This is a genomic window from Collinsella sp. HCP3S3_E5 (assembly GCF_052067635.1).
GTDB lineage: Bacteria > Actinomycetota > Coriobacteriia > Coriobacteriales > Coriobacteriaceae > Collinsella.
Genome location: NZ_JBQHQF010000011.1, coordinates 40898 through 58316, shown reverse-complemented (window position 1 = coordinate 58316; position 17419 = coordinate 40898). Strand labels below are relative to the sequence as shown.

Genomic DNA, 17419 nt, shown 5'->3' with positions numbered 1-17419 from the left:
GCTTTTGTGCGTAGGCGAGGAGGGCTCGCCACGAAACCGGCCCATCTACTACGTTTAGTCCCTTACCCCCAACCATGTCAAAAAGCGCGAAAACAAAACCGCAGGTAGAACGCCTGCGGTTTTGCTCAAAACGAAGGTATGGTCAGGGGTATCGAGTTAAACGTAGTAGATGGGCCGATTTCGTGGAGCGGTTCCGGCTGATCCCTTGGGGACGGAGGAAAACGGATCATTTTTGGCTTGAAGCGGCTTGCGGAGACACTTGACGTGGCCGCTCGGACAAAACTAGGCCGGTTTACGGGGCTGAGTCACGAGTCCCCAACCATGCTGATATTCGTGAAAATAAAACCGCAGGTAGACGAGCCGTCATTTTACAGAAAAAGCGGGTATGGATGGGGGTCCTGAGTTTGGCCCCGTAAACCGGCATAGTTTTGAAATGGCATTAAACAGGTAGCAGACATTTTGTTATGCCGGGGCGGTCGGTCTTCGGGCAATTACCCTCGCAGGTAGGCGATGGCGATCTGCGTGCGGTTGCGCAGGCCCATTTTGGCCAGGATTGAGCTGATGTGGTTTCGCACGGTGCCTTCGCCCATATAGGCGGTGGCGGCAATCTCCTTGTTATCGAGGCCGCGGGCAATGAGCTCGGCGACCTCGAACTCGCGGTCGGTCAGGCTGACGAAGGCCGCGGGCCGGCGGGTCGTGCCCACCTCGACGCCCGCCCCATCAAAGTTGATATCCTCGATCGCCTTACCCTCGAGCACGCGTTTACCGTCCATGACCTGCGCCAACGCCGGCGGGATGGCGGCGACATCGGTTTTGATCAGGTAGCCGCGGGCACCCAGTTTGAGCGCCGACACAATGTACTCATCATCCGAGAATGTCGTCAGAAACACCACGCGCGCCGCAGGGTCGCGCTCAAGGATCTCGCGGGCCGCCGAAAGTCCGTCGCGCCCCGGCATCTGAATGTCGAGCAGCGCGATATCGGGTGCGTGTTCGGCATAAAGAGCCACTGCGTCGTTGCCGTCGGCGCCGGTACCCACCACCTCGATCTGCGGCTGGGCGCCCAGGATTATCTTGAGCGAATCGACCACCAAGCGGTCGTCGTCGACAACGATGAGCCTCATCGGCCCTCATCTCCTTGCTGTTTAGGAACGGTGGCAAACACACGCCAGCCGCCGGCGCCGGCGCGTGGGCCGGCGGTGAAGGTGCCGCCAAGCGCCTCGACGCGCTCGCGCATGGAGCCGAGCCCCATGCCTCCTGTGACGTTGCGGCCGCTTGCTTGAGCCCCGCCTGCGCCATCGTCGGTAACGATGAGCTGGTAAAACGACGGATGCTCCATGCATCGTACGGTGACAGTATGGGCGCAAGCATGGCGTATGGCGTTGGAAAGCGCCTCGCGCAGGACCGCCGCAAAGCAGTTGGCGACATTTGCGGGCGCATGCTCGGCCAAAACCTCAAGTTCAATCTGCGGCCCGCCATCTGAGCGCGCGCCCTCCACGATGCGCTCGAGCTGTACGGAGAGATTCGCCGCGTTGTCGTTGAGCGCGTGGACGCTCGAGCGCACGAGCTGAAGCGCTTCGTCCACGGTGCGCTTGACGTCAGCGAAGTCGGCGGCGACGCCGGGCTCGTTGGCGTGGACCACGCGTAGGGCCTCGGTTTGCAGCGAGGCGCGCGTGAGCTGGTGCCCCACGTTATCGTGGATCTCGCGTGCGATGCGGGCGCGCTCGGCGAGCGTTGCGAGCTCGACCTCGTAGTCCTGGCAGTCGGCAAGGTCGCGGTTGCGCGCCTCGAGCGCGAGGGCTCGCTCCTGCAGCTCGTCGCGGGTGCGACGCATGCGCTCCTGCTCGCGCTCCAGCTGAGCGGTGCGCAGAGACAGCAAGGTGGCGGCGACTGAAAGGATGGCGGTCAACAGCAGCGCACGGGTGGGAAGCGCGCCAGCGTGGGCATATGCGACGAGTGCGCAGACAAAGATGGCGCCGGCGCCCAGCGCGACCCAAACGTGTTCACGGCGCACGTATCGCGCGATGTCATAGAGGGCGAGGGGCGTAAACGGCACAAACGACGGCACAAAGACGGTCACCATAATGTAAGCGTATCTCGCTGCCTCGCTTGCACGGCGCGTGCGTTTGTCCTGCGCCATCTCGGCCAGCGAGGTGGCAATAACGCCAAGGCAAAACGCCGCGACCAGGCGAGCGTCCACAGCAAGACCCATGGCGGCCGCAATACAGCACGCCAGCACGATCGATTTGTCGAAAAGCCTGTTCATACGGGTATTGTACGCGATGGTGCGCGCGACGATTGCTCAGGTGCCGCAACCGTGACATTCCTCCCGCCCGCCCCCGCCGCACTCGTGACAAAGCTCACTGGTGCGCGCCGCCCGCACCTGCGATGATGCAATCGTACCGGGCCGAAATCAACGGAAGGGCCACCTCATGACAGACATCGTCCACGTCGAAAACCTCGTCAAGCGCTATGACGATCTTATCGCGCTCGACCACTTTAACCTGAGCATCGCCCCCGGCGAGATCTTTGGCCTGCTGGGCCCCAACGGCTCGGGCAAGACTACGTCCATCAACTGCATTCTGCAGCTGCTCGCCTACGACAAAGGCACCATCGAGTTGTTCGGCGAGCCCATGACGCCCGCCCGCTACGACCTCAAGCGCCGCATCGGCGTGGTGCCGCAGCAGGTGGCGGTGTTCGACGAGCTCACGGTGCGCGAGAACATCGACTATTTCTGCAGCCTCTACGTCAACGACCGCAAGCGCCGTCGCGAGCTGGTCGACGAGGCCATCGACTTTGTCGGGCTGGGCGACTTTGCCAAGTTTCGCCCCGGCAAGCTCTCGGGCGGTCTGGCGCGTCGCCTCAACATCGCCTGCGGCGTCGCGCACAAGCCCGAGCTCATCTTCTTCGACGAGCCCACGGTGGCGGTCGACCCGCAGAGCCGCAACGCCATCCTGGAGGGCATCTGCCGCCTGCGCGACGAAGGCGCCACGGTGGTGTATACCAGCCATTACATGGAGGAAGTCGAGCAGATCTGCAGCCGCATCATGATCATGGACGGTGGGCGCGTGCTGGCGCAGGGCACCAACGACGAGCTCAAGCGCATGATTCAGATGGGTGAGCGCGTGACCGTCGAGGTCGGCGCCGTCGATCTCGCCACGGTCGAGCGACTGCGCGCCCTCGAGCACGTGCTCAGCGTCGAGCTGTCCGGCGGCGAGCTCGTCTGCACCTGCGAAGCGAGCCCGCACAATCTGGTCGACATCCTCGACACGCTGCGCGCTGCCGACGTTGCGCTCGGCCGCGTGTGGAGCGAGCCGCCGACCCTCAACGACGTGTTCCTCGAGATCACCGGCCGCGAGCTGCGCGACTAGGGGGCGGCCATGTTCAACACCATTATTATCACGGTCAAGACGCTGCTGCGCCGGCCGAGCACGTGGGTTTGGGGCGCGATCTTTCCCGTCGCGCTTTCCACGATGTTCATGTTTATGTTTGCGAACCTGAACTCCGACGGCACGGTCGACCCGGTGCCGGTGGCCGTCGTGGCGGATGAGGCCTGGGGCGCCTCAACCTTTAAGGACGTGGCGACGTCGCTTGCCAAGGAAGGCGACGACCAACTGCTCGAGATCCACGAGTTCGACGACGCAGTCGATGCGAACCGTGCGCTTAAGGCTGGCGAGGTCGCGGGCATCTATGCGGTCGATGCCGCGGGCACGCCCAAACTCACATTGCTTTCGAGCTATGACAGCTCGCGTGCGACGTCGGTGCTCACCGACCGCAGCATCCTGGAGACGGTGGCAAGCTCGTATACGCAAAATGCCGAGCTCATGCGCCAGATTGCCCAAGACAACCAGGCGGCGCTCACCGACCCGGAGGCGGTTGCGCGCGCCCTGTCGCTTGAGGGCGGCACTCGCCGTGTGAGCCTGACGCGTGCCACGCCCGATGGCACGGTCATCTACTACTACGCGCTCTTTGGCCTGGTCGCGATGATGTCTGCCGAGTTTGCTGCCTTGAGCGTCGTCGACCTGCAGCCCAATCTGTCTGGTCTTGGTGCGCGTCGCTGCGTGGGCGGCCTTTCCAAGACGGCGTCGCTGGCCGGCATCTTTGTGGGCTCGTGGTTGGTTTCCTTTGCCTCGATGACGATCGCGATCGGCTACGTGCGCCTGGTCGTGGGCGTCGGCTTTGGCGGGCGCGAGGGGCTCTGCCTGGTGGGTGGCGCTGCCTCCGCGCTTGCCGCGACGGGCCTGGGGCTCTTTGTGGGCACGCTTCCCGTTAAGGGCGGCAAGGCATCCAAGTCGGGCATCCTCACGGGCTTCGCCACCACGTGCGCCCTGTTCGCCGGCCTCTACGGCGAGCCGGCGATGGCGCTTGCCGACGACGTCGCCCGCGCCTGTCCGGCCGAGTGCTGGCTCAACCCCGTCAAGCTTATCTGCGACATGTTCAACCGCCTGTATTTCTTTGAGGACCTGGGCCCCTTTGCCGTTCGCGCTGGCGCGCTGGTCCTTATGGCGTTGCTGTTCGTTGCCGCCGCCACGCTGATCTTTGGAAGGAGCCGCTATGAGCACCTTTAAGACTGCGCTTCGCATGGCGCTGGCGCACCCGTTCTACCTGCTCATCTATACGGTGTTCATCTCGCTCATGGGCGTATTCATCGCGGCATCGGTGAGCTGGAACTCGTCGCAGCTCACCGAGTACGAGCCCTACGACACCAACGTGATCGTGGTCGACCGCGACGACAGCGACCTTTCGCGTGCGCTTACCAAGCACCTGGGCTCGCGCTTTGACCTGGTCACGGGCGTTGGTGACGACACCTACGACCTTGCGGACGCGCTCTCCAAGAGCAACAGTGCCAAGGGCAGCGCCGACTGCGTGTTCTTTATCCCGGAGGGGTTTGAGGGCGACCTCGTTGCAGCCGCCCGTGCGGGGGAGTCCCTGCCCAAGCTCGATGTGACCTACGGTGCCGGCACCATGGCGGCGGCGCTTTCGTCTGCCGAGGCCTCGCGCTGGATTTCGCTCGCGGGCGCTACGGCCGCACTTGATCCTACTGCCTCCGACGGTGACGTCGCCAAGGCCGCCGAGCATGCCGCCGCCAAGCGCGCGGAGGTCGAGATCGAGCAGGTCAAGGTCGGCTCGACAGCCGCCGCCACGCTTGAGTCGTATTTCAACTTTGGCGCGTACGCGATTATCTCGTCGGTCATCGTGTCGGTGGGGCTGGTGTTCTCGGGCATGAACGAACCCGAGCGCGTGCGCCGCATGGAGGCCGGCCCAATCTCCGAGCGCCAGCGCTCCCTTGCCGTGTTTGCGGCCGCTGCCGTGATCACCGTCTGCATCTGGTTTGTGTCGAGCATGATGGGCGTCGTGGGCTTTGCCGGCGCGGTCGCCGAGGTCGGCGTGGACCGCGTGTGTCTGGCGCTAGCGGCGACGTTTGCCCTGGCGTGCACGCCGCTGGCCGTTGGCTTTGCGTTGTCGAGCCTGGGCGCGCGCGAGGAGCTGCTCAACGGTGTGGGCAACCTGCTTGGCATGCTCATGACGTTTTTGGGCGGCGCCTGGATGCCGCTGTCGCTGATGGGCCCGTCCGTGCAGACCGTAGCGCACTTTGTGCCGACATATTGGGTGAACGACGCGATCGGCAAGGCGCTCGCCGCGGACCTGACGTCCGCCGTGCTGGGAGACATCGCCTGCGATCTGGGCGTCACGGTGCTCTTTGCCGCGGCCATCGCTGCCGTAGGCCTAGCCCTCGCACGCGCCAAATCCCACGCCTAGCTACCTAGTCATTGGGGACGTTCTTAAACGACTAGTCACGGGGAACAGTCTTTGCCGATTCGCCGGCTCGCCAGCCAGCTGGAAAGGACTGTCCCTGGCTGCCGGCAGGAAAGGAACGTCCCTAGCTTCCAGGTGGCGAGGCACTCATTTAAGTCCGTCCCCAATGAGTGGTTTCGGTCATTTAAGTCTGTCCCCAATGACTAGGCGCCGTACTTGACATTGACCCCGCTTTAACGGGTACCATCCTCTATGTCTGTAACGCCATATAGACCGAGGGGATAGATCTATGACCGCAACTGCACCCGCAGCACCCGCTAAGGTGTACTTCACCAACCTGCGCACGCATGCTCGCGAGAGCCAGCTCGACAAGCTCAAGCGCCTCATCCGCCGCGCCGGTATTGAGCAGATCGACTTTGAGAACAAGTTCGTCGCTATCAAGATTCACTTTGGCGAGCTGGGCAACCTGAGCTTTTTGCGCCCCAACTACGCCCGCGCCGTCGCGGATGTCGTGAAGGAGCTGGGCGGCAAGCCCTTCCTCACCGACTGCAACACACTCTATGTCGGTAGCCGCAAAAACGCGCTCGAGCACATCGACACCGCTTATCAGAACGGCTTTACCCCGTATGCCACGGGTTGCCAGATCATCATCGCCGACGGCCTCAAGGGTACCGACGAGGCGCTCGTCCCGGTCGAGGGCGGAGAGTACGTGCGCGAGGCCAAGATCGGCCAGGCGCTCATGGATGCCGATATCGTGATCAGCCTCACCCACTTTAAGGGCCATGAGCAGGCCGGTTTTGGCGGCGCCATGAAGAACCTGGGCATGGGAGGCGGCAGCCGTGCCGGCAAGATGGAGCAGCATGCCGCCGGCAAGCCGAACGTCGCGACCGAGCACTGCATTGGCTGCCGTGCCTGCGAAAAGATCTGCGCGCACAACGCTATCTCGTTCGACGACACCCGCGAGCGCGAGCTTGCCAGCGGCGCTACTCGCACGGTGCACGTGGCTGCCATCGACCACAATCGCTGCGTGGGCTGCGGACGCTGCATCGGCGTGTGCAACCAGGACGCCATCAAGCCCGTCTATGACGCCGCGGCCGACGTGCTCAACTGCAAGATCGCCGAGTACACCAAGGCCGTCGTCGACGGCCGCCCGAGCTTCCACATCTCGCTTGCCATGGATATCAGCCCCAACTGTGATTGCCATCCCGAAAACGATACGCCTATCGTCAACGATATCGGCATGTTCGCGAGCTTCGACCCGGTCGCCATCGACCAGGCCTGCGCCGACGCCGTCATGGCGTCCGAGCCGCTGCCCAACACCGAGCTCACCGATAGCGCGGCCAAAATGGAGCATAACCACGAGCATCTGGAGGGCGAGCAGGCGCGTGACCCCTTCTGCATCACGCATCCCGACACCGACTGGCGCGCGTGCATCGCGCACGCCGAGAAGATCGGCCTGGGCACGAGCAAGTACGAGCTTATCGAGGTCAAATAGCGCCTAGCTATTGGACAATACAAGCGCCTTTGTGGAGTAATTCGGGCAAAAGCCGCCCGCGAGCACAGCGCTCACGGGCGGCTTTTCGGAAGTGCGGGGAAAATCGAATACCGCCGACCACAAGGCGTTTTTGGCAACAAAACCCCTGATAAATTGTTGGTAAAAGTGCGGTCTGCTCGGGGTTCCCGACATTTTCCCCACACTTTCGAAAAAAGGGTCAGTTAGAGCTGCAAATGTCGATATTCGCCTAAAAAGTCCAGTTTTCCAGCTAAAACGAGCCATCGCGCGAGGGTTCAAAAAGATTTTTTCGGCGCTGCCGCCGTTCACTGCGAGTGGTCAGTTTGGAACCGCGAGCGGTGGATAACCAACTGGCGCTCGCTCGACAACGGCGATTTATTCGATTCTCAGAAAACTGTCCCGAGCGGCTTCTGTCGCTGTGCTTCACATCACATGAACGATGAATGAATGAACTTTGATAGTCAGGGTTGATTTCCGGTCTCAGCCGAACACATTGAGCAAATAGGCCGTTCCCGCACCTAGCCGAACGCCCCCGCGGTCCCTTCCGGGGCCCGGGGACGCCGTTTTCCCAGTTGAAGGAACGGCGGAGATCGCCGCGCGGATCATGTTCTCGGTGGCAGCATCGCCGGAGCTGCGTGACAAGTCCGAACTCATCGAGCGGTTCCTCGAGATCGCCGGTTTCGGAGAGGCGGACGCTCAGTTCGACATCGACTCGGCCGCGCCCGAGTCCGAGCGCAACTGGCGCAAGTTCGTGGCCGACTCCATGGAGGACGAGATGTCGGGCATCACCGAGGCCGAGAAGCTGAAGGCCTAGCAGATCCGCGACCTCATGCGCGAGGCGTTCGAGGTCGGCGGCGTGCCGCAGGAGGGCACGGCGGTGACGAGGGTCATGCCGCCCGGCTCGCGTTTCGGCGCGAAGGCCGAGGCGAGGGACAGGCAGCGCCACCGCGTGGCCGACCTGCTGTCGGGGTTCTACCGCAAGTACCGCAGCCTGGCCGCCCACTACCCCATCGAGTTTCCCGAGGACTAAGCCAGGCCTCCCGTACGATAATAGAACATAAGTTCGCACAGCACGGGAGGCCCTGTTGTCTAAAGATTCCAAATCAATCCGCTTGGTCACTGCCATCGTGGAGTGCCGCCCCGACGGAGAATACGCTCCCTGGGGCATCAAGTGGTACGACGGCACTGTCTATCCCTTCAAAGAAATCGAGTCATACAAACCCCGTTCCTGGGCGTTGGGAAACGATCGCGCTTGCGAATCCTGGCGCGTGGTCCTCGCCGATAACAAGGCTCGCGAAAAGTGGCCCCCGAATGTCAATTCCCAATATCTGTCCGTCAGTCAGATCTCCCGGATGGTGTCAGGGTGCCGCCGGCCTATGCACGGAAAGTTGTTGCGCGCTAGATATACTGACGCATACCGTATAAAGCATCAGGTTTACCAGCCGGGACGATCCATCTTTCCGGGAATATCGACAAGGTGGCACCTATGTTGGGCGCATTTGGTGGCGCGCTTTCTTGCAAAGCATGGGTATGGCGTATAACTGGATGCGCCGTGCTGGAGAGCTGCTTGGGCATTTTGTCTTGCATACACGCCTACTCAATCATAAGGACATCTTCCGTTTGGAAGGAAATATCCTTTGTGGAATCGCGTAACGTTCCTTCCTATTATCAATAGCGAGAGGAGGAACCGTGGACGATAAGTTGTTGTGCATCATTCAGGAGCTCAGGCGTAGCCCGTCGGTTCCTGCAAGTGATTTATCCCGGATACTTGGGGTGAGCACTCGTACCATCCGTACGTATATCTCTCAGCTGAACCAGCTTTTCCATGATGCGGCGCGCATAGATATGAAACGCGGCGAGGGATATGAGTTATCGATTCGCGATAACGACGCGTTCAACGGGATTATCAAAGCCGACGCTGATAGTATCCATGCCCTGCCAGACACGTCTAGGGGTCGAATTCGTTTCATTTTAAATGAACTGCTCTATCGAAACGGGTGGGTCACACTAGACCGCCTTGCCGACACCTTATATGTTTCAAGGGTGACGATTTCGAATGATCTCAAGGCCGCCGAGGACTATATCGGCCGTTTCGGGCTGCAGATCGAAAGAAAGCCAAGACACGGGATTCGAGTCATCGGTCCCGAGTTTATGCACCGTCTTTGTTTGGCAAGCCTTGCAATGGATGCTCCTTTCGGGGATGACCTCGCTGAAATCGCAGAGTGTGTCGATCAATCTCTTGAGCAAAACGAATTCCATATCAATGCGGTCGCACACCAGAATCTTCTTGTTCATATCGCCGTGGCAATCGAACGCATAAGAAACAACTGCTATGTGCCAATGGAACAACTTCAGATCAAGGATATTAAGACGCGGCGCGAATACGCCATAGCCGAGACCATCGCGAGAAAAGTGGCAGCTCAATTTGATATTGGGATGCCGGTTGAAGAGGTGGCCTACATCGCAATTCATCTCGCTGGCAAACAGACTGTCGATACAGACGGGAAGGATGATGAAGGTTTCGAAATCTTAGGCGAAGCCTGGGGTGTTGCCGCCCAGATGATTGAGCGCGTATGGGAATCATTCCGTTTCGATTTTCGCGAAGACTTCGAACTGTGCCTCAATCTGGCTCGCCATATCGTTCCTCTTTCTGTGCGACTGAAGTGCCATATGAATCTCGACAATCCTCTGCTGGGCGATATAAAAAGACGGTTTCCATTGGCGTATTCCATGGCGTCGGACAGCTCTTCCGTGCTGGTCGATAAGTATCGGCAAAAACCTTCTGAGGAGGAGATAGGGTATATCGCCCTTGCGTTCGCTCTCGCACTTGAGCGACAGAAAAACGGACAGAGCAAGAAGAACATCCTGATTGTTTGCGCATCGGGTGCCGGTAGCGCGCATCTGCTGGAGTATCAATACCGAAGTGCTTTTGGAGGCATGCTCGGAACGATTAGGACCTGTGACGCCGGAAGTCTCAACGCGGCAAGCCTGCACAATATCGACTATGTCTTTACCACTGTGCCGATTCGACAGAAGCTCGATATACCTGTCTTCCACGTGAGCGCTTTTCTCGACGAGAGTGAAATCGGTAACGTTCAGCACATCCTGAACAGTGGCATTCAGGATGACGTCATCGACTCGTTCTTTTCTGAGGATCTGTTTTTCACCCACATGCACTGCGAGAGCAAGGAAGAGGTCATTTCTGAACTCTGTCAACGAATCGCCGACGTTAAACCAATCCCTGATTCATTTGAGTCCTCGGTACTGAGGCGCGAATCACTGGCTGAGACATCTTTCGGAAATCGCGTGGCCATTCCTCATCCCTTTGAGGCGGTGACGGATGAGACGTTCGTATGCATCGGAATCCTTGATAAACCTGTTTCTTGGAACACTCATGATGTCCAGGTTGTTTTTCTGTTGAGCATATCCAAGAAGCGCGATAAAAACCTCCAAGATTTTTATCAGCGCGCGGCCAAGCTGCTCACCAGTGAACACGACATCGACACGCTGATCAGCCATCAGAGTCTCTCGACACTGATGGAGCTATTGCACGGACACTGCGATCTGTAGGAGGAGGGACAATGGACGAGGATAAATATATGGATGCGATGCAGATTATCTTGCATGCCGGCAACGCAAAGTCTGCCGCCCTTATGGCGATCGACTCTGCCGCCGACGGCGATTTTGAAGCTGCCGACGCCCAACTTAAAGAGGCTCGGGACGAGATGCATGCAGCCCATGAAGTGCAGTTCAACCTTATACGCGATGAAGCAAACGGCAACTCCGTTGAGGTGAACATCATCTTGGTGCACGCAGAGGACCATCTAACGATGGCGATACTCGCAAGCGATCTTGCCGAGCGATTCATCGATCTGTACAAGAACGGTACTAACTAAGCATTTGTCCATAAGTGCGCAAGTGCGTGAGAACAAAGGAGAGAGACATGAATATCATGCTTGCCTGCTGTGCTGGAATGAGCACATCACTCGTTGTGACCAAGATGCAGGAGGCTGCTAAGGCCCAGGGTAAGGACTATAAAATCTGGGCTGTTGAGCAGGGCCAGATTTCCGATGAGCTGGGTAATTTCGATGTCTTGATGCTTGGTCCACAAGTACGTCATATTTTACGCAAAGTGACGAAGATTGTTGAAGGGCGTGCTCCGGTTGGCGTTATCGATCCCGTCTCCTATGGACGCTGTGACGGAGCGGCGGTTCTCAAGCAAGCTGAGGATTTGGTGGCGTCGTCCAAGTAGCTAAAAAAATGACCCGCCGGCAGCTGGCACTACCGGCGGACGCAACACGCCATTTCGTGAAAGAAGGTGCTTTCTGTGGCAATGTCACACAAATTTGAGGATGCAATTCTTATTGTTGCGGAAAAGGTTGATGACAACAAGTATCTCGCAAGCATAAAGAACGCGTTCACAACCTTTCTGCCTTTTGTAATCGTCGGTTCTCTCGGATCACTGTTGAATAACCTGATCGCATCACCGACAAGTGGGCTCGCTCAGTGGATTCCGTCACTGACGGCTCTCGGTCCGGCGTTCACGCTTCTGAATTACTGCACGATGTCGTTTATGACGGTTCCTATCATTTTCCTGGTAGCGACCAATCTCGCCCGCCGAGACAAAGTCCCCGAGCATATCACGGGCATCGTGTGCATCGCAGCATACATCAGCATGGTGCCCAACGTCATACCGGGTCCCGATGGAACGACGGTGTCTGGACTGGTAACGGGCATCTTGGGCGCTCAGGGGCTGTTCATCGGCATGATCAGCGCCGTCGTCTACTCTCAGCTGTTCGGCAAGCTGACGAAGATCGATCGCATCAAGATCAAGATGCCCGACTCGGTGCCTCCCGCGATCGCGACTTCCTTCAACGTCCTGCTTCCGATTCTGATTACGCTGCTCTGCTCCTCGATTTTCGGAATCGCATTCAAGAGCCTGACGGGTACGTATGTAAACGATTTTATCTATACGTTCCTGCAGACCCCTCTGGAGATCATGTTCCAGAGCCCTGTCGGTATCGTTCTCGTGGTTCTCATCTCGCAGATCTTCTGGGTGTTGGGAATTCACGGCGGCTTGGTCATCTCGCCCATCCGCAATCCTCTGATGGCCGCCGCCATCGCGGCGAATATCGCTGCCGCCAGCTCTGGCGCAGTGCCCGATCAGCCGGTCACCTACGGCTTCTGGATGAACTTCGTGGTCCCCGGTGGAGCGGGCTGCATCCTTTCCCTCATCATCGCGATCATGCTGTTCTCAAAACGCGACGATTATCGTGAGGTCGCGAAGTTCGGACTTCCCTCGACCATTTGCGGTATCCCCGAGCCCGTCTACTTCGGCCTGCCCGTCGTGCTTAATCCGACGTTCGCGATCCCCCTTGCCATCACATCGCCCATCTCGACCGCGATTGCCATGTTCGCCACGAACATCGGATTCCTGCCGTGCAATACCGTTGACGTGCCCTTGGGTCTCCCTGTTCTGATCTCTCCCTTCATCAGCCACGGTTGGCAGGGTGTTGTGGTGCAAATCATCTGCATCGCCGTCACGACTGCGATTTGGGTCCCATTTGTGCTCATCTCCAACCGCCAGGCCAAGCTGGAGCAGGAGAAGAAGAAAGAACAGGACGCTGCTGCCCTCGAGGAAGCAGAAGTCGACGCTACCTGCGGAGTCAATTAGCCATGGACACCAGTATCGCTTTCCATCATCTCGAGTCTCCCTTCCCCGAAGGTTTCCTTTGGGGCGGCGCCATCGCCGGGTGCCAATGCGAGGGCGCTTGGCGAGAAGGGGGCAAGGGCCCTACCGTCGCGGATGTTTCCCGCTATAAACCCGGCATCGACCCAAGCGATTACAGCGCCCAGCATGGAATTACATCCGAGGAGATCGCCCAGGCGATGCAAACGGATGACGAGCTTATGTATCCGAAACGACACGGCATTGATTTTTACCATCGTTATCGCGAGGACATCGCTCTATTCGCCGAGATGGGCTTCAAGTGCCTGCGCGTGTCCATTCAATGGGCTCGAATCTTTCCCATGGGCAATGAGGAAGAGCCGAACGAGGCCGGGCTTTCGTTCTACGAGGACATGTTCAAAACAATGCGCGAACATGGAATCGAGCCGCTTGTAACGCTCCATCATTATGATATGCCGCTGTATCTTTCAGACCACTATCAAGGGTGGTACGACCGCCGTCTTGTCGACCTTTTCGCCCGTTTCGCGCGCGTGTGCTTCGAGCGATATAAGGGCCTTGTGAAGTATTGGATCACGTTCAACGAGATCGACTCGATTTTCAGGCACCCTTACGTGACCGCGGGGATCGTTCCAGACCGTTTCGCCGATGCCAACCTCGAAGAGGTGATATACCAAGCCGTCCACCATCAATTTGTCGCAGCCGCACTCGCGACGAAAGAGCTACACGAGATCGATCCTGATGCCTTGATGGGATGTATGATCACGCGGACCCTAACCTATCCTGAGAATTGCAATCCTAAGAACATGTTGCTTTCCCAGAGATCGAATCGCGAGAACTACTTCTACTCCGATGTTCAGGCCCGTGGAGCATATCCAGCATTCATATTCGACTACTGGGACAAGCATGGCATCGATGTCAGATTCGAGCAGGGTGATGAAGAGATTCTGCGGTGCTATCCGGCGGACTTCGTCTCCTTCAGCTACTACATGTCGCTCGTCGATTCTGTTGATGCGGATGACCGAGAAAAGGTATGCGGCAATCTGGCTACGGGCGTTAAGAACCCCTATCTCGATGTTTCCGAATGGGGTTGGCAGATCGATCCCGATGGCCTGCGCTACGCCCTTGTCGATATGTACGATCGGTACCAAAAGCCGCTGTTCATAGTCGAGAACGGCCTGGGTGCCCGTGACGTTGTCGAGGAGGACGGCTCCATCAACGACGACTACCGCATCGATTATTTCCGCCGTCATATCCGGGCTATCGCGGAGGCGATTGACGATGGCGTCGAGGTCATGGGATACACCTCATGGGGTTGCATAGACGTCGTGTCGACGTCGACGAATCAGATGTCAAAGCGCTACGGCTTCATCTATGTCGATCTAGATGATGACGGAAAAGGTACCTACGATCGCACCAAGAAGAAGAGCTTTTACTGGTATCGGAAAGTGATCGAGACAAACGGTGCCAGCTTGTTCCTTGAGGATGGAGGAGATGAACGATGACGCTGCTCAAGCGCGTCAAGCGGTTGCCCGAGGGGTTTGTATGGGGGGCCGCCACTGCCGCCTACCAGGTAGAGGGGTCGACGGGCAAAGACGGCATGGGGAAGACCATGTGGGACGATTTTCTCGTTTCGAAGGGCCGTTTCCTGCCTGATCCCGCAAGCGACTTCTATCACCGATACCCAGAAGACATCCGCCTCGCTGCCGAGCATGGCATCAAGGCGCTGCGCATCTCGATTTCCTGGGCACGCGTGTTTCCGAATACTGATGGTGACCCGAATCCCGTGGGCGTCAAGTATTATCACGAGTTGTTCGCTGAATGCCGCAAACATGGAATCGAGCCGTACGTAACGCTACATCACCTCGATTCCCCAATCGGAATGTTCAGTCGGGGAGATTGGCTGAATCGCGCCAATATCGATTCCTTCGTAAACTACGCACAGTTCTGCTTCGAGGAGTTCACAGAGGTCTCCCAGTGGTTCACGATCAATGAACCGATTAGCCTGGCGTTTTTCCAATATGTTGTAGCTGAATTCCCCCCAGCCGATCTGTTCAATTTCTCGTCGTCTTTCCAAGCTATGCATAACATGGCGCTTGCCCACGCTCGCGTTGTCAAGGCTTTCAAGGAAGGCGGACATCGAGGACGCATTGGAGTCATACACGCGCTTAAGCCCGTGTATCCAATCGTTGATACACCCGACAACCGACATGCCGCCGAGCTTTGGGATGCCTATCTGAATAGGTTCCTGCTTGATTTAACGTTCTTCGGCAAACTCACGGATCGCACCAGCGCGCTCATTGAGGAGATATGTGGGGTGCAGGAGGCTTCGTTCTCAGTAGAAGACGGAGATTACGATGAGATGCAGGCGGCTGTTGGTCTCAACGACTACCTCGGTATCAATTACTATCAGCCGCAGTTCGTACAGGCCTATGCAGGTGAAAATCGTTCCAAGTACAACGCGACCGGCGAAAAGGGAACGACGACCCTCCGCATGAAGGGCATTGCGGAACTTGTCAAGAACCCTGATGTTCCGACGACCGACTGGGATTGGAATATCTACCCGCAAGGTCTGTACGACATTCTTCGACAGGTCGATGCGAACTATCCCGCTCATCCCGCAATTTACATTACGGAAAACGGCCTTGGCAGCAAAGACGTGTTGGACGCAGCCGGCGCTTTCGTCGATGACGATGATAGGATCGACTTCATCGATCAGCATTTGGATGCTCTCCTGAAAGCTCGTGAAGACGGCGTAGACGTGAGAGGTTATTTCGTTTGGTCTCTCCAGGATCAATTCTCTTGGTCGAATGGATACAACAAACGCTACGGCCTTTTCTATATCGATTTCGAGACACAACGTCGTGTCATCAAGAAGAGTGCCCTATGGTCGAAGGAGATCGCAAGCACTATTGACTAGAGCCGGTGATGACCTTATCACCGATACCTTGTGAATTTCTTCGGTCTAGCTTCGCGTAACCATTCCCTGCCTGATCTGATTCAGGACCTCCAGATTACCGCGGTACGCCGAAGAACCCGCAGCCCCAACAAGCCTCCCTTGCAATAATAGAACACAAGTTCGTATTGCACGGGAGGTGCCTTTGTCCGCAGACGCTAAAACCATCCGCCTAGTCACGGCCCTGGTCGAATGCCGTCCCGACGGCGAGTACGTCCCCTGGGGCATCAAGTGGTACGACGGCGCCGTCTATCCATTCAAAGAGATCGAATCGTACACTCCGCGCTCCTGGGCGATGGGAAACGACCATGTTTGCGAATCTTGTCGTGTGGTTCTCAAAAACGACACTGCCCGCGAGATTCGCCATTACAAAAACAGTTGGTACATGGTCCACGACCCGCAAGACGACCGGCCGGGCATCGCGCCTCCAAAAATAGTTAGGCTGTGTGGCTGCATATGTCCTAGCTTGTCATTTAGTAAAAGCCGCCCGTGAGTACAGCGCTCGCGGGCGGTTTTCCGGAAGTATGCGGCAAATTTCGAGACCGCCGAGCACACGACATTTTTTGGCAATAAAACCCCTGATAAATTGTTGGTAAAACTGCGGTCTGGCCGGAAGTTCCAGATTTTGCCGCATACTTCCGAAGGCGGGAGCCAAAACGGTCCTCCAGCGCTGTAATCAACCATGATTGTTCGCCGTTGATGCGTCAACAAGCAAAGAATGGGTAAACAAGGGGTCACGTATGGTGCAAATTTCGCACGTACCCAGACGCTTTGATATAGTGTTGAGAACTATTTACTTGGAGGATGTAACCGGCATGTCCGATTCGAGCGACAGTTCCAAGCCGCGACCCAAGGCCGCGGCCGTTCCACATTACACGGTGGGTGAGGAGATCATGAACTCCGTCACCCATGGTGTCGGTTGCCTGCTGGGCATCGCGGGCCTGGTGCTCCTGATCGTATTTGCCGCTCTTCGCGGCGGAGGCCCAGCCCACATGGCCGCGGCGATTGTCTATGGTGTCAGTATTATCCTCGAATACCTAGCCTCTACGCTCTACCACGCGATTCAGCCCGCGCGCGCCAAGCGCGTGTTTCGCATCATCGACCACAGCTGCATCTACCTGCTCATAGCCGGCAGCTATACGCCGTTTTGCCTCATCACACTGGCAAACGACGGCGGCCCTATGCTGTTCTTTGCCGTATGGGCCATCGCCATTATCGGCATCGCCCTCGAGTGCTTTATGCGCGAGCGTCAACCGCACTGGGTAAGCGGCCTGGTCTACCTGCTGATGGGCTGGCTCGTTGTCTTTAAGCTGCCCGAGCTCGTGTCGCTGCTCAACCCCGTGGCACTTGCCCTGCTCGCTGTCGGCGGCGTGTGCTACACCGTGGGCGTGCCGTTCTACATCGCTAAAAACGTGCGCTACCTGCACAGTGTGTTTCACTTGTGGGTGCTCGCCGGCAGTATCTTCCAGTTCATGGCGGTGATCCTCTTCGTAATCTAGCGATCACGTCT

Annotated in this window: 15 protein-coding genes; 13 read left to right on the top strand and 2 right to left on the bottom strand. The window is 58.0% G+C overall.

Going from position 1 to position 17419, the window contains the following annotated elements:
- Positions 1 to 491: 491 nt before the first annotated feature.
- Together ACTM82_RS04970 and ACTM82_RS04965 are read right to left on the bottom strand one after the other, a co-directional pair.
- Entirely contained in the window at positions 492 to 1121 is a 630-nt protein-coding gene (locus tag ACTM82_RS04970) for a response regulator (RefSeq protein ID WP_441054772.1), read from the bottom strand.
- A complete protein-coding gene (locus ACTM82_RS04965; protein ID WP_441054770.1) occupies positions 1118 to 2263 on the bottom strand; it encodes a sensor histidine kinase in 1146 nt (381 codons plus the stop codon). The genes ACTM82_RS04970 and ACTM82_RS04965 overlap by 4 nt, the downstream gene beginning before the upstream one ends.
- Before the next feature lie 166 nt (positions 2264 to 2429).
- Between ACTM82_RS04965 and ACTM82_RS04960 the strand changes: the two genes are divergently transcribed.
- From ACTM82_RS04960 to trhA, 13 genes are all read left to right on the top strand, one after another.
- Positions 2430 to 3368, top strand: coding sequence for an ATP-binding cassette domain-containing protein (locus ACTM82_RS04960; protein WP_441054768.1), 939 nt, complete (start codon positions 2430 to 2432; stop codon positions 3366 to 3368).
- A 9-nt stretch (positions 3369 to 3377) separates the two neighbouring features.
- The gene (locus ACTM82_RS04955) at positions 3378 to 4565 is read left to right on the top strand and encodes an ABC transporter permease (RefSeq protein ID WP_441054766.1); all 1188 of its coding nucleotides are present in this window, start codon (positions 3378 to 3380) and stop codon (positions 4563 to 4565) included.
- The gene (locus ACTM82_RS04950; RefSeq protein WP_441054764.1) at positions 4552 to 5757 is read left to right on the top strand and encodes an ABC transporter permease; all 1206 of its coding nucleotides are present in this window, start codon (positions 4552 to 4554) and stop codon (positions 5755 to 5757) included. The genes ACTM82_RS04955 and ACTM82_RS04950 overlap by 14 nt, the downstream gene beginning before the upstream one ends.
- Before the next feature lie 286 nt (positions 5758 to 6043).
- Positions 6044 to 7249, top strand: a complete 1206-nt coding sequence (locus tag ACTM82_RS04945) for a DUF362 domain-containing protein (protein ID WP_441054762.1) — start codon at positions 6044 to 6046, stop codon at positions 7247 to 7249.
- A 631-nt stretch (positions 7250 to 7880) separates the two neighbouring features.
- On the top strand, positions 7881 to 8081 hold the full coding sequence (locus ACTM82_RS04940; RefSeq protein ID WP_441054760.1) for a hypothetical protein: 201 nt from the start codon (positions 7881 to 7883) through the stop codon (positions 8079 to 8081).
- A gap of 15 nt (positions 8082 to 8096) precedes the next feature.
- A complete protein-coding gene (locus tag ACTM82_RS04935; RefSeq protein ID WP_441054759.1) occupies positions 8097 to 8297 on the top strand; it encodes a hypothetical protein in 201 nt (66 codons plus the stop codon).
- 659 nt (positions 8298 to 8956) lie between these two features.
- Entirely contained in the window at positions 8957 to 10837 is a 1881-nt protein-coding gene (locus tag ACTM82_RS04930) for a BglG family transcription antiterminator (RefSeq protein ID WP_441054757.1), read from the top strand.
- 11 nt (positions 10838 to 10848) lie between these two features.
- Complete coding sequence (locus tag ACTM82_RS04925; RefSeq protein ID WP_441054755.1) at positions 10849 to 11163, top strand: PTS lactose/cellobiose transporter subunit IIA; 315 nt, start codon at positions 10849 to 10851, stop codon at positions 11161 to 11163.
- A 47-nt stretch (positions 11164 to 11210) separates the two neighbouring features.
- Positions 11211 to 11519, top strand: coding sequence for a PTS sugar transporter subunit IIB (locus tag ACTM82_RS04920; protein ID WP_441054753.1), 309 nt, complete (start codon positions 11211 to 11213; stop codon positions 11517 to 11519).
- Between the two features lie 81 nt (positions 11520 to 11600).
- Entirely contained in the window at positions 11601 to 12941 is a 1341-nt protein-coding gene (locus ACTM82_RS04915; protein ID WP_441054783.1) for a PTS sugar transporter subunit IIC, read from the top strand.
- Positions 12942 to 12943: 2 nt separating this feature from the next.
- Positions 12944 to 14458, top strand: coding sequence for a glycoside hydrolase family 1 protein (locus ACTM82_RS04910; RefSeq protein WP_441054751.1), 1515 nt, complete (start codon positions 12944 to 12946; stop codon positions 14456 to 14458).
- Positions 14455 to 15873 carry a 6-phospho-beta-galactosidase gene (gene lacG, locus ACTM82_RS04905; protein ID WP_441054749.1) on the top strand — a complete coding sequence of 473 codons (1419 nt, stop codon included), beginning with the start codon at positions 14455 to 14457 and terminating at the stop codon, positions 15871 to 15873. The genes ACTM82_RS04910 and lacG overlap by 4 nt, the downstream gene beginning before the upstream one ends.
- Positions 15874 to 16724: 851 nt before the next feature.
- Positions 16725 to 17408, top strand: a complete 684-nt coding sequence (gene trhA, locus ACTM82_RS04900) for a PAQR family membrane homeostasis protein TrhA (protein ID WP_441015314.1) — start codon at positions 16725 to 16727, stop codon at positions 17406 to 17408.
- Positions 17409 to 17419 lie beyond the last annotated feature (11 nt).

Bases quoted from the DNA above. Each gene is read 5' to 3' on its own strand.
- ACTM82_RS04970 (WP_441054772.1), bottom strand. From the start codon at position 1,121: ATGAGGCTCATCGTTGTCGACGACGACCGCTTGGTGGTCGATTCGCTC.
- ACTM82_RS04965 (WP_441054770.1), bottom strand. From the start codon at position 2,263: ATGAACAGGCTTTTCGACAAATCGATCGTGCTGGCGTGCTGTATTGCG.
- ACTM82_RS04960 (WP_441054768.1), top strand. From the start codon at position 2,430: ATGACAGACATCGTCCACGTCGAAAACCTCGTCAAGCGCTATGACGAT.
- ACTM82_RS04955 (WP_441054766.1), top strand. From the start codon at position 3,378: ATGTTCAACACCATTATTATCACGGTCAAGACGCTGCTGCGCCGGCCG.
- ACTM82_RS04950 (WP_441054764.1), top strand. From the start codon at position 4,552: ATGAGCACCTTTAAGACTGCGCTTCGCATGGCGCTGGCGCACCCGTTC.
- ACTM82_RS04945 (WP_441054762.1), top strand. From the start codon at position 6,044: ATGACCGCAACTGCACCCGCAGCACCCGCTAAGGTGTACTTCACCAAC.
- ACTM82_RS04935 (WP_441054759.1), top strand. From the start codon at position 8,097: ATGCGCGAGGCGTTCGAGGTCGGCGGCGTGCCGCAGGAGGGCACGGCG.
- ACTM82_RS04925 (WP_441054755.1), top strand. From the start codon at position 10,849: ATGGACGAGGATAAATATATGGATGCGATGCAGATTATCTTGCATGCC.
- ACTM82_RS04920 (WP_441054753.1), top strand. From the start codon at position 11,211: ATGAATATCATGCTTGCCTGCTGTGCTGGAATGAGCACATCACTCGTT.
- ACTM82_RS04915 (WP_441054783.1), top strand. From the start codon at position 11,601: ATGTCACACAAATTTGAGGATGCAATTCTTATTGTTGCGGAAAAGGTT.
- ACTM82_RS04910 (WP_441054751.1), top strand. From the start codon at position 12,944: ATGGACACCAGTATCGCTTTCCATCATCTCGAGTCTCCCTTCCCCGAA.
- lacG (WP_441054749.1), top strand. From the start codon at position 14,455: ATGACGCTGCTCAAGCGCGTCAAGCGGTTGCCCGAGGGGTTTGTATGG.
- trhA (WP_441015314.1), top strand. From the start codon at position 16,725: ATGTCCGATTCGAGCGACAGTTCCAAGCCGCGACCCAAGGCCGCGGCC.